This window comes from Maribacter cobaltidurans (assembly GCF_002269385.1).
GTDB classification, from domain to species: domain Bacteria; phylum Bacteroidota; class Bacteroidia; order Flavobacteriales; family Flavobacteriaceae; genus Maribacter; species Maribacter cobaltidurans.
The window spans coordinates 2,398,506-2,417,014 of the sequence record NZ_CP022957.1 but is presented as its reverse complement, the minus strand read 5'-3'; the positions used below and the strand labels follow the sequence as shown (position 1 = coordinate 2,417,014).

The 18,509-nt window shown below is 40.0% G+C and carries 18 protein-coding genes; 14 read left to right on the top strand and 4 right to left on the bottom strand.

All coding sequences use genetic code 11. The annotated features are described in order from the left end of the window. The first annotated feature begins 4 nt into the window (after nt 1-4). Genes argG through argH form a run of 12 tightly spaced genes read left to right on the top strand, consistent with a single transcriptional unit; the run spans nt 5 to nt 11,306 of the window. Nucleotides 5-1,192, top strand: coding sequence for an argininosuccinate synthase (argG, locus tag CJ263_RS10535; RefSeq protein ID WP_094997230.1), 1,188 nt, complete (start codon nt 5-7; stop codon nt 1,190-1,192). Then, nucleotides 1,185-2,159: an N-acetyl-gamma-glutamyl-phosphate reductase gene (gene argC / locus CJ263_RS10530; RefSeq protein WP_094997229.1), complete on the top strand. Its 975-nt coding sequence runs from the start codon at nt 1,185-1,187 to the stop codon at nt 2,157-2,159. Before argG ends, argC begins: the two co-directional genes overlap by 8 nt. A gap of 23 nt (nt 2,160-2,182) precedes the next feature. Next, nucleotides 2,183-2,977, top strand: a complete 795-nt coding sequence (proC, locus tag CJ263_RS10525; RefSeq protein WP_094997228.1) for a pyrroline-5-carboxylate reductase — start codon at nt 2,183-2,185, stop codon at nt 2,975-2,977. A gap of 4 nt (nt 2,978-2,981) precedes the next feature. Next, on the top strand, nt 2,982-4,109 hold the full coding sequence (locus CJ263_RS10520) for an aspartate aminotransferase family protein (RefSeq protein ID WP_094997227.1): 1,128 nt from the start codon (nt 2,982-2,984) through the stop codon (nt 4,107-4,109). A gap of 44 nt (nt 4,110-4,153) precedes the next feature. Next, on the top strand, nt 4,154-5,302 hold the full coding sequence (locus tag CJ263_RS10515; protein ID WP_229702418.1) for a glutamate-5-semialdehyde dehydrogenase: 1,149 nt from the start codon (nt 4,154-4,156) through the stop codon (nt 5,300-5,302). 14 nt (nt 5,303-5,316) lie between these two features. Then, nucleotides 5,317-6,081 carry a glutamate 5-kinase gene (gene proB, locus CJ263_RS10510; RefSeq protein WP_094997225.1) on the top strand — a complete coding sequence of 255 codons (765 nt, stop codon included), beginning with the start codon at nt 5,317-5,319 and terminating at the stop codon, nt 6,079-6,081. Further along, complete coding sequence (locus CJ263_RS10505; protein WP_094997224.1) at nt 6,078-7,016, top strand: Rossmann-fold NAD(P)-binding domain-containing protein; 939 nt, start codon at nt 6,078-6,080, stop codon at nt 7,014-7,016. The genes proB and CJ263_RS10505 overlap by 4 nt, the downstream gene beginning before the upstream one ends. A gap of 6 nt (nt 7,017-7,022) precedes the next feature. After that, entirely contained in the window at nt 7,023-7,772 is a 750-nt protein-coding gene (locus CJ263_RS10500) for an SDR family NAD(P)-dependent oxidoreductase (RefSeq protein WP_094997223.1), read from the top strand. 1 nt (nt 7,773) lies between these two features. Continuing rightward, nucleotides 7,774-8,553, top strand: coding sequence for an acetylglutamate kinase (argB, locus tag CJ263_RS10495; protein WP_094997222.1), 780 nt, complete (start codon nt 7,774-7,776; stop codon nt 8,551-8,553). A 1-nt stretch (nt 8,554) separates the two neighbouring features. Continuing rightward, on the top strand, nt 8,555-9,619 hold the full coding sequence (locus CJ263_RS10490) for a M20 family metallo-hydrolase (protein WP_094997221.1): 1,065 nt from the start codon (nt 8,555-8,557) through the stop codon (nt 9,617-9,619). Between the two features lie 60 nt (nt 9,620-9,679). After that, nucleotides 9,680-9,997 carry a four helix bundle protein gene (locus CJ263_RS10485; RefSeq protein ID WP_229702411.1) on the top strand — a complete coding sequence of 106 codons (318 nt, stop codon included), beginning with the start codon at nt 9,680-9,682 and terminating at the stop codon, nt 9,995-9,997. A gap of 28 nt (nt 9,998-10,025) precedes the next feature. Beyond that, nucleotides 10,026-11,306 carry an argininosuccinate lyase gene (gene argH / locus CJ263_RS10480; RefSeq protein WP_094997220.1) on the top strand — a complete coding sequence of 427 codons (1,281 nt, stop codon included), beginning with the start codon at nt 10,026-10,028 and terminating at the stop codon, nt 11,304-11,306. Here argH and CJ263_RS10475 read toward each other — a convergent pair. Continuing rightward, nucleotides 11,303-12,157, bottom strand: a complete 855-nt coding sequence (locus CJ263_RS10475) for a YihY/virulence factor BrkB family protein (RefSeq protein WP_229702410.1) — start codon at nt 12,155-12,157, stop codon at nt 11,303-11,305. The two genes, argH and CJ263_RS10475, sit on opposite strands and share 4 nt — an antisense overlap. A gap of 235 nt (nt 12,158-12,392) precedes the next feature. Here CJ263_RS10475 and CJ263_RS10470 point away from each other — a divergent pair, with 235 nt between their 5' ends. Continuing rightward, the gene (locus CJ263_RS10470) at nt 12,393-13,985 is read left to right on the top strand and encodes a M1 family metallopeptidase (protein WP_094997218.1); all 1,593 of its coding nucleotides are present in this window, start codon (nt 12,393-12,395) and stop codon (nt 13,983-13,985) included. 64 nt (nt 13,986-14,049) lie between these two features. Then, nucleotides 14,050-15,321, top strand: coding sequence for a hypothetical protein (locus tag CJ263_RS10465; RefSeq protein ID WP_229702409.1), 1,272 nt, complete (start codon nt 14,050-14,052; stop codon nt 15,319-15,321). 220 nt (nt 15,322-15,541) lie between these two features. On the opposite strand, the gene CJ263_RS10460 is transcribed toward CJ263_RS10465, so the two are convergent. From CJ263_RS10460 to CJ263_RS10450, 3 genes are all read right to left on the bottom strand, one after another. After that, nucleotides 15,542-16,603, bottom strand: a complete 1,062-nt coding sequence (locus tag CJ263_RS10460; RefSeq protein ID WP_094997217.1) for a zinc-binding metallopeptidase family protein — start codon at nt 16,601-16,603, stop codon at nt 15,542-15,544. A 26-nt stretch (nt 16,604-16,629) separates the two neighbouring features. After that, nucleotides 16,630-17,472: a pseudouridine synthase gene (locus CJ263_RS10455; protein WP_094997216.1), complete on the bottom strand. Its 843-nt coding sequence runs from the start codon at nt 17,470-17,472 to the stop codon at nt 16,630-16,632. Nucleotides 17,473-17,602: 130 nt separating this feature from the next. After that, nucleotides 17,603-18,508, bottom strand: coding sequence for a geranylgeranylglycerol-phosphate geranylgeranyltransferase (locus CJ263_RS10450; RefSeq protein WP_094997215.1), 906 nt, complete (start codon nt 18,506-18,508; stop codon nt 17,603-17,605). Nucleotide 18,509: the final 1 nt, after the last annotated feature.

The following is an 18,509-nucleotide window of genomic DNA, read 5'->3' as shown; positions in this document are numbered from 1 at the left end:
AAGAATGAAATTAGTACTAGCATACAGCGGTGGTTTGGACACCTCCTATTGCGCCAAATATCTTTCAAAGGAAAAAGGATTTGAAGTACATGCGGTAAGTGTAAATACCGGTGGTTTTTCTCCTGAGGAGATTAAAACCATAGAAGAAAAGGCGTTGCAATTGGGAGCTAGTTCCTATACGTCCATCGATGCCGTACAGACCTTTTACGACAAGGTAGTAAAGTATCTCATTTTTGGGAACGTACTCAAGAACAACACCTACCCGCTTTCCGTAAGTGCGGAGCGGATCGTACAGGCCATCGAAATCGTTAACCATGCCAAGAAAATCGGGGCCAAATATATTGCCCATGGCAGTACAGGTGCCGGAAACGACCAAGTTCGTTTCGATATGATTTTTCAAATCATAGCCCCTGAAATTGAAATCATTACCCCAATAAGGGATAATAAATTAGCCCGTGAGGTAGAAATCAAATATTTACAGGAAAACGGGGTGGATTACCCTTGGGAAAAAGCAAAGTACAGCATCAACAGAGGTCTTTGGGGAACATCCGTAGGGGGCGAGGAAACCTTGACGTCTGAAAAAGCCCTACCGGATAGTGCCTTTCCAAGTCAATTGGAAGAAAAAACACCAACCGATGTAACACTGACCTTTAAACAAGGGGAACTCGTTGCCATTGACGGTGTTACCGACGAACCCGTAAACAATATCGAAAAATTGGAAGCCATGGCCTCCAAATACGCCATTGGAAGGGATATCCACGTGGGCGATACCATAATAGGCATTAAGGGAAGGGTCGGTTTTGAAGCCGCTGCTGCATTGATCATTCTTAAGGCACACCACTTATTGGAAAAGCATACCTTGACCAAATGGCAACAATTTCAAAAAGAACAACAGGGTAACTTCTATGGCATGCTCTTGCATGAAGGCCACTATCTGGATGCGGTAATGCGCAATATCGAAGCATTTCTTGCCGATACACAAAAAACGGTTTCTGGTGATGTCTTTGTAAGCCTATACCCTTTTCAATTTAGATTGAACGGCATCTCATCGCCACATGACCTAATGAATGCCTCATTTGGAAGTTATGGTGAAATGAACAAAGGTTGGTCTGCAGAGGAAGCCAAGGGCTTTATCAAAATCCAGTCCAACGCAGGAAAAATATACAACCACGTAAATCAAGGCAATGATTAAAGCGGGTATTATTGGAGGCTCGGGGTATACTGGCGGGGAACTGATACGAATATTGTTGAACCACCCCGCGGTGGAAATCGATTTTGTCTATTCCACAACCAGGGCTGGAAAAGGTTTGTCGACCGCACATCCCGACCTTTTAGGACTAACGGAGTTACAATTTACAGGTGAGGTAAACGTAGAGGTTGATGTTGTATTCCTTTGTTTGGGACATGGAAATTCCTCCAAGTTTTTATTGGACCATGCCTTTTCCGATAAAACCATTATCATTGATTTAAGCAACGATTTTAGGCTACAGGCGGATGCTAATTTCAATGGAAAGCAATTTGTCTATGGTCTACCCGAACTGAATGGTTCCGAAATAGAGTATGCTCAATATATTGCCAATCCAGGTTGTTTTGCAACTGCCATTCAACTGGCATTGTTGCCACTTGCCAAGGCAGGTCAATTATCCGGAACCATTCATGTAAATGCCGTAACCGGAAGCACAGGTGCAGGAGTAAGTCCGTCGGATACTTCACATTTCAGCTGGAGAAACAATAATGTTAGTTGGTATAAACCCTTTACCCACCAACACTTGGGAGAAATTAATGAGAGTTTGCATTCCCTTCAGGAAAATACGGGAGAACTATTTTTCCTACCGAATAGGGGCAATTTTACTAGAGGGATTTTGGCCACCGCCTACACGGATTATTCAGGGTCATTGGAAGAGGCCAAGGAACTTTATAAAAACTTCTATGCCGATGCGGCTTTTACCCATGTTTCGGAAGAACCACTTCACTTAAAACAAGTGGTGAATACGAACAACTGTCACATTCACCTGCATAAGCATAAGGATACCTTGTTGATTACATCGGCAATCGATAATTTATTAAAAGGCGCATCAGGACAAGCGGTGCAGAACATGAACTTGATTCTTGGGCTGGAGGAAAATCTAGGATTGAATCTGAAGGCAAGTGTTTTTTAGATGTCATTAAAAAAAATAACCACATGAAAATAGCCATCATAGGAACCGGTAATTTAGGACTTTCCATAGCTAAAGGAATACTTAATAGCAATGGTGCAACAAGTATGTACCTCACCAAGAGAAATACCCAATCCATTTCCGAATACGAAAAATATGGAAATGTCTCAGTTACCTCGGATAATAGGGAAGCCGTTTCCAAGTCTGACATTTTGATTTTTGCGGTTCAACCAGGTCATTTCAAGGACATTCTAGAAAGTATCAAGGACCTGTTGAATGACAACCATGTAATCATTTCCACCATTACCGGTTTTGAAATCAATAAGATAGAAGCCGTTATTGGTGCCGATAAATATATCATTAGAAGTATGCCTAACACCGCTATCTCGGTAGGGGAATCGATGACCTGTATCTGCAGCAATGAAAAAGGTAAAAAACGGATAGATCTGGCCAAGGCCATTTTCAATAGAATGGGACACTCCATGCAAATACCCGAAGCACAAATGCAAGCGGCTACGGTTATCTGCGCCAGTGGCATCGCCTTTTGGATGCGTTTGATCAGAGCTACCACACAAGGAGCAATTCAGCTAGGGTTCGATGCCAAAGAAGCCCAGGAACTGGCCATGCATACCTGTAACGGAGCAGCAAAATTATTGATAGAATCCGGCAATCATCCAGAGGAGGAAATAGACAGGGTCACTACCCCTATGGGTTGTACCATACAAGGATTGAACGAAATGGAACACCAGGGACTAAGCTCATCACTAATACAAGGTATTGTAGCTTCCTATGATAAGATAACAGAGTTCAAAAAAAGATGAACACATGAAACTATTTGACGTATATCCATTGTACAACGTTACCCCGGTTTCCGCCAAGGGAATCGTAGTAACCGATGATAAAGGCCAGGAGTATTTGGATTTTTATGGAGGCCATGCCGTGATATCCATAGGTCACTCCCATCCACATTACATAAAACGACTCAAGGATCAATTAGATAAAATTGGGTTTTATAGTAACGCTGTTCAAAATCCACTGCAGGAGGAATTGGCGGAAAAACTTGGCACCCTTTCGGGTTGCCAAGATTACAACCTCTTTTTGTGCAATTCAGGGGCCGAAGCCAATGAGAATGCCTTAAAAATGGCATCTTTTGAAACCGGAAAGTCTAGGATTGTTGCCTTTAAAAATAGCTTTCACGGAAGAACCTCGGCTGCAGTCGCTGCAACCGACAATGCTGCGATAAATGCACCCATTAATAAGCAACAACAGGTTACTTTTTTAAGTTTGGGTGATGCAGAAGGTCTGAAAAGAGAGCTAAGTAAAGGGGATGTTTGCGCCGTAATTCTAGAAGCCATACAAGGAGTTGGTGGTTTGGACGAACCGTCGACCCAATTTTATCAAGATATTGAGGCCTTATGTAAGGAAAATAGTTTGATTCTCATTGCGGACGAGGTACAATCGGGATACGGGAGAACCGGAAAATTCTTTGGGTTTCAACATCACGGAATTCAACCTGACATCATAAGTATTGCGAAAGGTATGGGGAATGGCTTCCCTGTTGGAGGGATATTGATTCATGAAGATATTAAGGCGAGTCATGGTCTTTTGGGTACCACTTTTGGTGGAAACCATTTGGCATGTGCCGCTTCCATAGCCGTTTTGGAAGTTATCGAAGAAGAAAAATTAGTGGAAAATGCAGCCAAAATAGGGGCGTACTTCAATGAAAAGGCAAAGGAAATACCCCGAGTAAAAAGAGTTAAAGGACGGGGATTGATGTTGGGGTTGGAATTTGATTTTGAGGTAGGTCCACTTAGAAAAAAAATGATCTATGAGCACCATTTGTTCACCGGTGGAGCTAAGGATAAATATGTCTTGCGGATACTACCAGCGCTGAACATTACCGAACAAGATATTGATGTATTTTTCAAGGCCCTTAAATCAGCATTAGATTGAAAAAGCAATTGGACATAAAAGTGCGCAATGCCGTGTTGACTACTATGGCAAGGTTGATTGCCATGGAAAAATCGGCATTATTGGAGGCAAATAAAAAAGACATGGATGGTTATGACGGAGCAGATTTGGCCATGGGAGACCGACTTAAAGTGGACAAATCAAAAATCGAGGGAATGATTTCGGCTTTGGAAAAACTGGCCAACGAACCGGACCCCCTGGGTATTGAACGTTTCTCCTTCACCCATGAAAATGGCATCAGAGTCAGTAATAAAACGGCACCTTTTGGGACCATTTTGATTATCTACGAATCCAGACCGGATGTGACTATTGAGGCAGCGGGAATCGCTTTTAAATCGGGCAACAAAATCTTATTAAAGGGCGGAAAGGAGTCATTAAACAGTAATCTTTTTTTGGTAGCCCTTTGGCACAAGGCACTGGAGGAAAATAACTGCTCCCAAGATTGGGTAACGTACCTGCAGTTTGACCGTACACAGACCCAAGCCTTTCTAGAGAATCCGTCGCAAAAACTGGATTTGATCGTTCCCCGTGGCGGAGAAAGGTTAATTGCTTTTGTGAAGGAACACGCTACCTGTCCGGTAATCGTTAGCGGAAGGGGAAACAATTTCCTTTATGTGGATACGGACGCCGATTTGCAAATGGCGCTAGACATTATCATCAATGGGAAAGCATCCAAAATATCGGCATGCAATGCCCTGGACAAAGTTCTTATTTCAAGGGACCTACCAAGAAAACAAGAATTTTTACAGCATCTCATCCAATCCTTGAAAAAGCATAAAGTTGAAATTTTGACGGATGCCAAATTGGAAGGCCTAGAAGGCACATCGTTAATGAACGATGAAAAGGTCTGGTATGAGGAATTTTTGGACTATAAAATACTAATAGGCCAGGTTCCCGACTTGAATGAAGCAGTGAACACCATAAATACGTATGGAGGAGGCCACTCCGCCGTCATCATCACCAATAATGAAGACAAAGCAGAGGAATTTATGACGTCCGTGGATTCTGCGGCGGTATATCACAATGCCTCCTCTAGATTTACGGATGGCGGGCAGTTTGGACTCGGTGGTGAATTGGCCATAAGCACGGATAAATTGCACCAAAGAGGGCCTATTGGCCTTCAACACTTGGTGACCAATAAGTGGTATGTAAAAGGAAACGGTCAGATCAGATAAAGGCAAGTAACGTGATGTCCAAAAAAAGAATTTTATTAAAAATAGGCTCTAATACCCTTACCAAGGAAACCGACCAGATTTCCAGAGGTAAGATTGAGGATATCGGCAGGCAAATTGCAAAGCTCAAGGACGATTATGAGTTTATTCTGGTAAGCTCAGGGGCAATTGCCGCTGCCAAGCAATTCGTAAAACTGGAGCATAACGGGCAGGAAATTACGGTAAAGCAAGCCTTGGCTGCCATTGGACAACCCCACCTCATGCGCATTTTTCAAGAAAATTTTAGGGAATTAGGACTATTTACCTCCCAATGTTTACTGTCCTATTCGGATTTCGAGAAACCGGAATCCAAGGAGAACATAAAGAACACCATTAACGTGCTGGTAGAAAATAATTTTATCCCTATTATCAACGAGAATGATACGGTAGCGACCGATGAAATAAAATTCGGTGATAACGATAAACTGGCCGCCCTGACCGCAGGTCTACTTAATGTTGATTTATTGATCATCGCAACAAACACCGATGGTATTTACATAAAAGAGACCATAAAAGATATCTATCCAAAAACTATTTTGGAAGTAAGGGATATCCATGAATTGGAAAAGGAAATCAGCATGGAAAAATCGTCACATGGAACTGGTGGCATGGAGTCGAAAATGGAGGCCACGAAAATTGCCAGAAAAGCCCAGATTGAGACATGGATTGTGAACGGTCTCAAGGATAATTTTATTTTGGATGCGATTGAAGGAGCATCAAACTTTACAAAAATCATATTATGAAGCACTATTTATCCATTAACGACATAGATAACCTATCCGAATGGGTGAAAGAAGCTCGCATTCTTAAATCCCAACCAAAAGCCAACAAAAACCTTGGAGCGAACAAAACGATTTGTCTGTTGTTTTTCAACAATAGTCTAAGAACCCGTTTAAGCACCCAGAAAGCGGCCATGAACTTGGGCATGGAGGTCATGGTGATGAATTTTGGAAACGAGGGATGGGCATTGGAATACGGAGACGGAACGATTATGAATCAAAATACATCGGAACATATAAAAGAAGCGGCACAGGTGGTATCGCAGTTCTGTGATATCGCCGCAATCCGTGCCTTTGCCTCTTTGACCGATAAGGAACAGGACGAAGCAGAAGTAGTCCTGAACGGTTTTAAAAAATACACCAGTATCCCAATCGTAAACATGGAAAGTTCGGTGGGCCATCCATTACAAGCACTGGCGGATGCAATTACCCTTGATGAAAAAAGTACGAAGGCCAAACCCAAAGTGGTTTTGTCGTGGGCACCACACCCCAAGGCTTTACCACATGCCGTGGCCAATTCTTTTGTGGAAATGATGCAATTACAGAAAGCCGATTTCATCATTACCCACCCGGAAGGATATGAATTGAACGAGGCGATCACCAAGAATGTGACCATTGAACATGATCAACAGAAAGCATTGGAAAATGCGGATTTTGTCTATGTGAAAAATTGGAGTAGTTATACCGATTATGGAAAGGTATTAAATCAGGATTCGAATTGGATGATGACCAAAGAAAAGTTGGGTTCGGCGAAATTTATGCACTGTTTGCCCGTACGTAGAAACGTTGTGGTGGAAGATGCTGTTTTGGACGGCGAACAAAGTTTGGTCATTGAACAGGCCAACAACAGAACCTATTCCGCACAAATCGTTCTAAAGAAAATATTGGAAAACTTATAAAAATACATGAGCCTAAAGCTGAAAGATAAAGTATGCATTATTACCGGTGCCACTAGTGGCATGGGCAGGGCGATTGCGAAAAAGTTTTCAGCGGCAGGGGCTAAGTTGATTTTATCCGGAAGGGATAAGGTAAGAGGCTCAAAATTGGAATCAGAACTAAAAAATACCATTTTTTTGGAAGGCGATGTTCGAGATTTAGTCTATAATGAAAGATTGGTAGAAACGGCAATATCCAATTTTGGATCTCTGGATATTGTATCCTTGAATGCTGGAATTCTTGGTTTGGGAAACGTGGTCGATTTACCTGTTAAAGTTTGGCAAGATACCCTAGGTACTAACTTGAGCGCTATTTTTTATTTAAGCAAATATGCTATACCCCATTTGAAAAAATCAGGAGGAAATATTTTAATCAATGCATCGATTGCGGCTTTCAAAAGTTTTCCAAATCATCCAGCCTATTGTGCCTCAAAAGCGGCTTCGGTTGCACTTATGAAACAAATGGCCGTAGAGTACGGACCAGAAATACGTATCAATGCCATTTGTCCCGGACCGGTAGATACCCCTTTGTTATGGAATTCGGCGGAGGCTTTTGAACATCCGGAATCAGCGGTAGAAAATGCAGCAAAATCAACACTCTTACAGCGCTTGGGCACTCCTGGAGATATCTCCAAATTAGCCCTTTTTCTGGTTTCAGAAGATGCTTCCTGGATTACGGGTAGCGCAATGACCATTGATGGCGGAATTTTAAATGCATAATATGAAGGAGAAATTATCCATAGTTAAAATTGGAGGAAATGTTATTGAGAACACAAGAGAACTGGAAAAGTTTTTGACCCTTTTTTCAGAATTGGAGGGCATGAAAATTTTAGTCCATGGAGGTGGAAAATTGGCAACTCAGCTCGCTTCAAAATTAGGAATTGAATCTAAAATGGTAGGTGGACGCAGGATTACCGATGCCGAAACTTTAGATATCATAACCATGGTATATGCGGGTCTCACCAATAAAAATATTGTGGCCCAATTACAGTCTCGAGGATGCAACGCCATTGGTTTGAGCGGAGCGGACGGCAATAGTATTCGAGCCCACAAAAGACCAGTAAAGGATATCGATTTTGGTTTTGTTGGCGATATTGATGGGGTAAACACCAAAATCATTTCCAAACTATTGACATCAGGACTAATACCGGTATTTTGTGCCATGAGCCATGATGGACAAGGGCAGCTTTTAAATACAAATGCCGACACCATTGCATCTGAACTTGCCATCGGTTTAGGAGATACCTTTGCCACGACACTTTATTACTGTTTCGAAAAACCAGGAGTATTGTTAAATGTATTCGACGATACTTCGGTAGTTAAAGAAATCGACACCAAAAAATACAAACAGCTTTTGACCGAAGGTGTAATTGCGGATGGTATGCTTCCAAAATTAGAAAACTGCTTTCACGCATTGAATAATAAAGTGGAAACGGTTTGTTTAGGAAATATGTACATGCTAGAAAGTAATAACCCCTTCTTTACGACATTAACCTTATAAAATGAATCAAGACCTACTGACCCAAAAAGCAATTGAATTATTGAAAGAACTCATCAGTATTCAGTCCTTCTCACAAGAAGAGGAAGGTACTGCAGCTGCAATAGAAAATTGGTTCAAAGCTTTTGATATCTCCTTTAAAAGGGAGCATAACAATGTTTTTGCCAAGAACAAGTATTGGGATGATTCCAAGCCAACCTTGCTATTAAACTCGCACCATGATACGGTTAAACCCAACCAAGCCTACACAAAAAACCCTTTTCAACCTCATATAGAAGATGGCAAACTTTATGGTCTAGGCAGTAATGACGCAGGCGGGTGTTTAGTATCCCTGATTGCTACGTTTACGCATTTCTACTCCTCCAAGAATTTGAGCCACAATTTATTGATGGTGGCTTCGGCAGAAGAGGAAAATGCAGGTGAGCATAGCTTACGTGGGCTTTTGCCCAGTTTACCAAAAATAGATGTTGCCATTGTCGGGGAGCCTACCCTAATGCAATTGGCCATAGCGGAAAAAGGGTTGGTCGTATTTGATGCCATAGTACGGGGAACACCTTCCCATGCGGCACATCCTAATGACAATAACGCGATTTATAATACAATAGAAGTGTTGGAATGGTTCAAGAATTATTCCTTTGATAAAACCTCAGAAGCTCTGGGTGATGTTAAAATGACCGTAACCCAAATTAATGCAGGTAGTCAGCACAACGTCGTTCCCTCTCAAGTGAATTTGGTGATAGACGTTCGGGTAAACGACCGATATTCCAATAAGGAAATAGCCGATCTGTTAAAATCCGAAGCCCCCTGTGAACTGAAAGAAAGAGGTTTAAAATTAAATTCGTCTCGAATAGATAAGGACCATCCATTGGTGAAATCCGGTATCGCTCTGGGAAGGGAGACCTACGGTTCACCTACACTATCCGACCAGGCGGCATTAACGTGCCAATCCTTAAAATTAGGTCCCGGTGACAGCACGCGATCCCATTCTGCGGACGAGTTTATTTATATTAAGGAAATTGAAGAAGGAATTGATTTGTATATTAAAATTTTGGAAGGATTTTTAATTTAGAACTTAGTTAATAGTTTTTAGATATAAAATTACAAAGACCTAATTGTTTGGCAAAAATCTATGGATTTGGTTGAGGTAATATATACATTGACCTCATCTTTTCCTGTAGAAGAAAAATTTGGACTGACGAGTCAGATTCGAAGATGTGCGGTTTCAATTCCAAGCAATATAGCCGAAGGAAGTGGAAGAAAATCTAAAAAGGCATTTCGAAGTTTTTTGGAAATCTCAAATGGGTCTATTAACGAACTAAAAACTCAGATTGAAATTTCCAAAAGAATTGGAATTTTAAAAGATGATGATTTGCAGAACATCTTTAAACAATGTGATGAAATTCAAAAAATGGCCTTCTCCTTGATTAAAAAATATAATGACTTTTAACTATCAACTTATAACTAAAAACTAGTAAATGAAACTCTGGGACAAAGGATTTAGTACGGACAAAAAAATTGATCATTTTACCGTTGGAAATGATAGGGAGCTAGACTTGCAATTGGCAAAATATGATGTGATAGCCTCCAAGGCCCACGCCAAAATGCTCGGGAAAATTGGTTTGCTTACTGACAAGGAAACGGATGACCTAGTCAAAGAACTTGACATTATCGCGGCCAGGATAGATAAAGGAACTTTTAGTATTGAATCCTCCTTTGAGGATATGCATTCCAAAATTGAGTACATGCTCACCCTAAGTTTAGGCGATACCGGAAAGAAAATCCACACAGCTAGATCTAGGAACGACCAAGTTTTAGTTGCCATGCATCTTTACTTGAAGGATGAGCTTACCGAAATAAAATCCTTGACCAAATCATTGTTCGATCTTTTGTTGGACAAGGCAGAGGAGTATAAGGAAGTCATGCTGCCAGGATATACGCATCTTCAAATTGCTATGCCATCCTCTTTCGGTCTTTGGTTCTCAGCTTATGCCGAAAGTTTAATCGATGATCTTTACTTTATTGATGCAGCATATAAAGTAGCCGATCAAAATCCCTTGGGAAGTGCTGCCGGATACGGAAGTTCCTTTCCCATAGACCGAAGCTTTACCACCAAGGAAATGGGGTTTGATTCCCTAAAATATAATGTGGTCGCAGCACAAATGGGACGTGGAAAAGTGGAAAAGGCCACCGCCTTTGGTATGGCCAGCATTGCGGCAACCCTTTCCAAAATAGCCATGGACATTTGTTTATATATGAGTCAAAACTTCAATTTTATCTCATTTCCGGATGAATTGACCACGGGAAGCAGCATTATGCCACACAAGAAAAATCCCGATGTATTTGAACTGGTCAGGGGAAAATGTAACAAACTTCAATCCATACCCAACCAATTGACCTTGGTTATCAATAATCTACCCAGTGGTTACCATAGGGACCTACAATTGGTAAAGGAAATCATTGTTCCCGCCGTTCAGGATATGAAAGCTTGTTTGGAAATCCTGACCTTTAGTCTGGAAGAGATTCAAGTAAACAAAAACATTTTGGAGGACGACAAATACGATTATTTATTTAGTGTGGACACCTTGAACGAATTAGTGCAAAATGGGATGCCGTTTAGGGATGCTTATAAAAAAATGGGAAAAGAAATTCAGGAAGGCACATTTAAACCTAAAAGAGATATAAGCCATAGTCACGAAGGTAGTTTAGGCAACCTATGCCTTGAAGAAATCCGGTCAAAAATGGAAAAACTGGACTAACTCGATTTTACATATTTATCCGAGTACACCTTGGTAAATTGAGCCCCAAAGGTCACTATTAAACTGGAATAAGATACCCATAGCATGACCAAAATTATTGAGCCGGCAGCCCCATAGGTAGAGCCCGGCTCCGCTTTTCCAAAATAAAAAGCCAAGGCATATTTACCCAACAAAAATAAAAGGGCGGTAAGTCCTGCTCCAATTTTTACGGCATTCCATTTAACTTTCACACTTGGAAGATACCTGAACATAGCACCAAACAAGAAGTAGATAAAAATGAGGGATAGTAATATATCCATGACAAACGTCCACTCCACAATACTTGTGGAAAGTAACCTTGACAGTTGTTTGGAAAAAGCAGATAAAAATGAAGTAATTACAAAGCTTATGAGCAATAGGAATCCAAATATCAAAATAAAGCCAAAACTCTTCAATCTTCCAAAAAGAGTAGCTAGAATTTCATTGGAATAGTTTGGTGATACTCCCCAAATATCGTTTAAAGCATTCTGCAATTGATAAAAAACTCCGGTTGCCCCGTAAATTAGTACACAAATCCCTAAAAAAGTGGCTAAAGTAGAGGTGTTCTCACTACCGGGGTCAGCCAGCATTTCTTGAATCGATTGAGCGGTTTCCGGTCCCATGGCAGAGGATATTTCTGAAAATAACTCTCCCCTAACGATTTCTTTACCCCAAATGGCACCAACTACTTCCAAAATAATAATCAATAATCCAGGTAGGGAAAGAATAGCATAATAAGCGATTACCGCACTAATCTTAAAAGGCTCCTTTTCCAACCAAGCATTAAAGGTGGTGACCAGGAGTTTTGGAAATTGATTCAATCTAAACTTCATTTCTTCCTTGTTTATTGGCATACTCAATATAGTCAACTAGCACCACATTTCTTAGTTCATTTCAAAGTTTAATGCCTTCAATTGCTTAATATTTCGGCACATAAAAGTTATCTACTCTTTTGAAAAATTCGATATTGCGGATATTACTATTTTTAGAAATATCCAGTATAAATATGATGGATAAAATAGATATATTTTATCTTGCTCAATCATATCTAAATGTAGACCACATCCCATGAAAAGTCAATTTGCAAATCGCTTGTATCCGTTCGGTTTATTTATTTTTCTTATTACTTCTATACAGGCCCAGGATACCTATGTCAGAAATGAATCTGCTGATGTTAGAAGTTACATCTTTAACCTTGAGTTGAATGACGACAACAATGAAATAAAAGGCGAAGCAGAAATTTGGGTCGACTTTGCAGAGGAGGCACAATCTTTTAGTCTGGATTTGATAGGTAAATCAGGTGAATACGGGATGGAAATAACCCAAGTTTTGGAAGGCGATAAGAAAGTAAATTATTCGTTTGAAGCCAATAAAATTAAAATTTCACCTAGCCCAAAAAACCATGACTTTCAAATTTTCAAGATTTCATATCACGGTATACCGGAAAGAGGCTTGGTCATAGACACCACCAAGTTTGGACAACGGTCCTTTTTTGGTGATAATTGGCCCAACTTGGCGAGACACTGGTTACCATCAGTGGACCATCCTTATGATAAAGCTTCCGTAGAATTCAGGATTACGGCTCCTGACCACTATGATGTGGTGGCCACTGGGGAAAAAATAGAGGAAAGTTATTTGCAAAGTGGAAACAAACTTACCATTTACAAAGAACCAGCACCGGTTGCCATGAAGGTCGTAACCATAGGCGTCACTAAATTTGCCAGCAGGTTATTGGACGAAGTTTATGAAATTCCTGTATCGGCATGGGTATATCCAGAGAACAGATTGGAAGGTTTTTCAGATTATGGAGTTGCTACAAAGGTGCTTAAATATTTTATAGACCAAATAGGCCCCTATTCCTATGCCAAACTGGCCAATATGCAAGCGAAGACCCAATGGGGAGGATTGGAAAATGCAGGTACCATTGCATATTTTGAGAATTCGGTGAACGGAAAAAATGAAGTAGAGGGTCTCATTGCCCATGAAATTGCACATCAATGGTTCGGAAATTCCGCAACGGAAAAGGACTGGAACCATGTTTGGCTCAGTGAAGGTTTTGCCACGTATTTCGCCATTTTATACCTTGAGAGCGTCTATGGCGATGAAAAACGAAGGGAAGAACTATTATTAGATCGTAAACAGATAATCGAATACTATCAAAAGAACCCTTCGCCCATTGTAGACCCTACCATAAAAGATCCCATGCGTGTACTTAGTGTGAATACCTATCAAAAAGGGGGTTGGGTATTAAATATGCTCAGACATCAACTAGGGGATGAACTGTTTTGGGAAGGAATAGTGGAATACTACAAAAAATATAAAAATTCCAACGCCTTAACATCTGATTTCAAAGCCACTATGGAACAGGTTTCTGGAGAAAATTTAGACGATTTTTTTCAGCAATGGATATTTACCAAGGGATATCCAGAAATCAAGTGGGCCTGGCATTATGAAAAAAATAAGCTTTTTGTAAATGTGGAACAGGTACAAGACCATCATGTATTTTCATTTCCAATGGAAATAGGTATTGATGGAGAAGATGCAAAAACCTTTACCCTTGATGTCAGCACAAAGAAGGTAATCTTTGAAATACCTTTAAAGGAAAAGCCAAATAACGTGCATCTGGATCCCAATGCATGGCTGTTATTTCAGGAAAAATAGCTAAAAGGCTCTTAAAAAATCTTTCTGAATCAGAAATGGTGACATGAAAGTTTTAAATTGAGTTATGAAAAAAATAGGGATTGCAGTTGGGGTCATTGTTCTCATATTTATTCTTTTGACCTATTTTTCAATTGCCTCCACCCATAAAAATACTACGACCTTAGTCATAAATGAAACTTCAGATTTAACGACCATTGATTTTACCGAACATGATTCTGTAACCATTACACCTAGTTATCTATATAAGGCAAATGCATTAAAAACGTTGATGCAAGGGGAGCAGTATCGTGAAGCATGGTCCACTCCCATTAATTTCCCAATCGTTTTTTTGGATACGCTTTATGGTGGAATGGAGATTCTGGAAGAAGGTGGCGGAAAGCAGACCCATAGTTTAAAGTTGAGATCAAAAAAGGGCTTTGTCTATTCCTTGCGGAGCATCAATAAAGACCCTCAACCTTTGGTTCCGGAATGGGCGGAAACATTGGGCCTGGAAAATATTATTGTAGACGGTATCTCCGCACAACATCCTTTTGCGGCCATAGCGGTAGCCAGTTTGGCGGATAAGGCAGAATTAATTCATACAAAACCTAAAGCCGTATTTGTCCCGAAACAAGAAACTTTAGGGGAATACAACGAGGATTATGGAAACAAAATCTACCTTTTGGAACATGAAACGGAAGGAGGCAAAAACTGGACTCCCCATAATGAAGTCGAAGAAATTATAGATACCGATGACCTTCAAGAATTAAAAGTTGAACTAGGACCGGATTTAAAAATTGACAGAAAAACACTGATTAGGGCAAGATTGTTCGATATTTTAATCGGTGACTGGGACAGACATTCCAAACAATGGGGTTGGGCCATCCTAAAGTTGGATAATAGCTATAAAGCCATACCCATTGCAGGAGACCGGGATAACGCATTCTTTAATATTGGTGGTTTAATTCCCACAATAATTTCAAATAGGCATTTGCTTCCTGGATTGCAACCCTTTGAAAAGGACATAGATTATCTCCCGGGATTGGTTATGCCATTCGATGTGTATTTCTTAAAAGGTTCCACCAAGAAGGAATTTTTGAGCGAGGCGGAAAAATTACAGTATATGCTTAAGGATACTACTATTGAGAATAGTTTTAAGGTATGGCCCAAACAACTTTACAAATTAGATGCGGAAGAGATTATTGCCGCAATTAAGTCCAGAAAAAACGATCTTCCCAAAATAGCCGAGGATTTTTATGAAAATATAAGCAAAAAAGAATATTTACATACACCTTTAAAAGGTTCTGAAGACTTGAATCTACCGAGCCCTTTAGTTCGTTGTTTCGATTGTCTTTGATTTGGATTTGGGGTACTTTTGTTTTCTGTTCTTTAAATATTTATAGCCAACATAACCAAGTTGGGCCCCAATAAGTAATAATTTAGTTTTTCTGCTCTTTACCAATAGTTTGGCAAATCCTAAGACTGGTGCTATATTCATTATATTATTTTTGAATAAGTAACCTAAAATACGTGAGACTTTGTACCCCTATTGAAGCAAAGTTTGGTTCAAAAACCTATTAATCCCTTTTTAGGAGGTTATGAATGAATTCCAGCTTGGTTTTTACGGGATCGGAGATAATAAACGGATAGGGATCCTCCTCTCCCATGGATCGGTTCATGCTGTTCATTGCATACAATAATGGAATTCCACTATCTAGAATTTTGTTGAAATCGTTCTCAAGATATGGGTCAAAGTTCGCATCCAAAGTAAGTTTGTGAGATCCATTAAGCCTTGGATTCAAGCTTAGGCCAAAACTGTTTGCCGTTTCCAAGGCATCCATAAGATGCAGATAATGGGACCATGTTTCTGCCCAATCCTCCCAAGGATGGGAGGACGCATACTTACTTATATAGGAACCCTGCCAATTTTGTTTTGGTCCTTCATTATAATACGTCTGTAGTGATTCTGTATATGAGATTGTCTCATCACCAAAAATATTCCTGAACCCTTGAAGGTTATTTTGATCTGGCCAAACCAATCTATCCCAAAAATAATGACCAACCTCATGTCTAAAGTGGCCAAGTAGCGTCCGGTAACGCTCTTCCATTTCTTGTTTTACCTGTTCCCTAACTACGGCATCCGCCTCGGAAATCAAGATAGTGATTACGCCGTTGGCATGTCCCGTCTTTATCCCATTGGAAGCTTTATCCATATCTTCCCTCGATAAAAAATCAAAACAAAGGCCGTTTTCAGGATCTACCGTTTTACTCACAATAGGCAACCTCAACCTTAAAAGTTGATAGACCAATCTGTGTTTGGCAAATTCAATACTTTTCCATTTTTGAACATTTTCGGGTTTGCCCAAATCCGGTATTGTCCTATTTAACGAACAAGCAAGGCAAAATCCAGAGGGTTCATTAGAAGGAATAAGCCAATTACAGGTACCCAACGAATTGTTGGAGCAATAGATATATTCCTCTTCTCCCAAGGAAGGCACTTTCCATCTTGAATGGGTAGGAGGTAACGGAACCATCTGGTTATAATACGAGGAATAGCCCAAAAAATGTTCACAGGAAACACAGATATTGTTCTCAAACGCAAGGGTATTATTGCAGTTGGAACATTGAAATAATTTCATTTAACAATATTTAAGGACGCATGGATTTATTTAATCATTTTAAGATTGATGACCTCTTGGTCCGTTAAATATCTCCAATGTCCCCTAGGAAGGTCTTTCTTGGTAAGTCCGCCGTAAATTACACGGTCCAGTTTGATTACTGTATAATCCAATTGCTCGAACAGGCGTTGAACGATTTTACCCCTGGAACTATAAATTTCTATGCCCACTTCTCTTTTGGGAGCTCCATCAATAAAACTGATGTCCTGTACTTTAACCAATTTTTCATCGACCACTACACCTTCTTGGATTTTGGCCAAATCCACGCTTCTCAAATCCTTGTCCAATACCAAATGATAGATTTTCCTTAATCCGTTGATAGGGCTTTTGAGCCGTTTGGATAAATCGCCATCGTTGGTAAAAAGCAGTAGACCCGTATCTTCTTTATCCAATTTATCGACGGGCAATAGTTTGGATTTTGAGGCGTTGGAAATCAATCCGGAAACATGTCGCTTGCCTTTTTCATCCCTAATGGTCGTGGAGAAATCCTTAGGCTTGTTCAAAAGTACATATTCCTTTTTCACCGGGTTCAATAATCGGCCATCAAACTTTACCTCATCGGTAAGCTTAACCTTATACCCCATTTCCGTTATAGGGGTTCCGTTTACGGTAACATTACCCGCTGCAATATAAATATCCGCATCGCGTCTGGAACAAACACCAGAGTTGGAAACATACTTATTCAATCTAATGGAATCTGGATCACTGTTCTGTTTTGGCAAGGCATTTTTCTTTACCGGCGCATTGCCCCTAGCATAACTTTTCTTTCTAAAAGTACCGCCCTGTCTACCGGATGCTTTCTTATCGTTATTTGAATCTCCCCTACTCATATTTCCGAAATTTTATACAAAGGTAGCAAAGGGAAATTTAGAAAATGAGGTATTTTCATTTTGATTTAGAGGATATTATGTTACACCTGCCCAAGCATTCCTACACACTCAAAACCATTTCACGGCTGTTCTATAAAATTCTATTCAATACCAGATCTACATCAATAAGTAGAATACTGAATACCCCTACCACAATAACCAATTTTAAGATATTATGCAGCCATACATAATGCTTCCTGGTTTTTGATTTTACCAGAATTACCAAGAAAATCGTAAGCAAAGCGATACAGCCCTCAAAATAAAAATTCATGTAACCTACATCGAATTTAAAAATGAGGAGCAAAGAAGGAATTAGGGTCAATAACAACAAAATACCTATCAGAAGCTTGGAAAACCCCACCCCGTAGATAATAGGAATCGTTCTATAGTTTTGTGCGACATCTCCAGAAATATTCTCTAAATCCTTGATTAGCTCTCTGGCCAAAATCAAAAGAAAAAGGAACATCGCATGGACAAAGATGACGGTCTCAAAGTTCTTATAGTATACAAAAACAGCGAAAAAAGGTGTGATTGCCAAAGTTGCGGAAACAAAATTTCCGACAAATGGAATTTTTTTGAGTTTATGGGAGTAGAACCAAATTCCAAAAATATATGCCGAAAAGAAAAGGACCGCCCTGAAAGAAACATAACTGGCCGCAAAAACCGCCAAAAAATTTAGTACAAAATAGGTGGATAACTTAAACCGTTGACTCACTAATCTATCCAGCATGCTCTTTCTAGGTTTATTGATCAAATCCTTCTCCGCATCGTAGAAATTGTTAATTATATAGCCAGCAGCAATGACCAACATTGAAGCAATTACAATAACGAAAAGGTTCACGTCAAAAATAACCTTTCGTAAAGGTAGATCAGGAGCAAGAATATATATGGAAGCCAAGTACTGTGCAAGGACAATCATTAGGAGGTTATATCCACGCACAACCGAAAACAAACTTAAGACCTTTAATAACAGGAGTTTGTTTTTTCTACTGAGCATT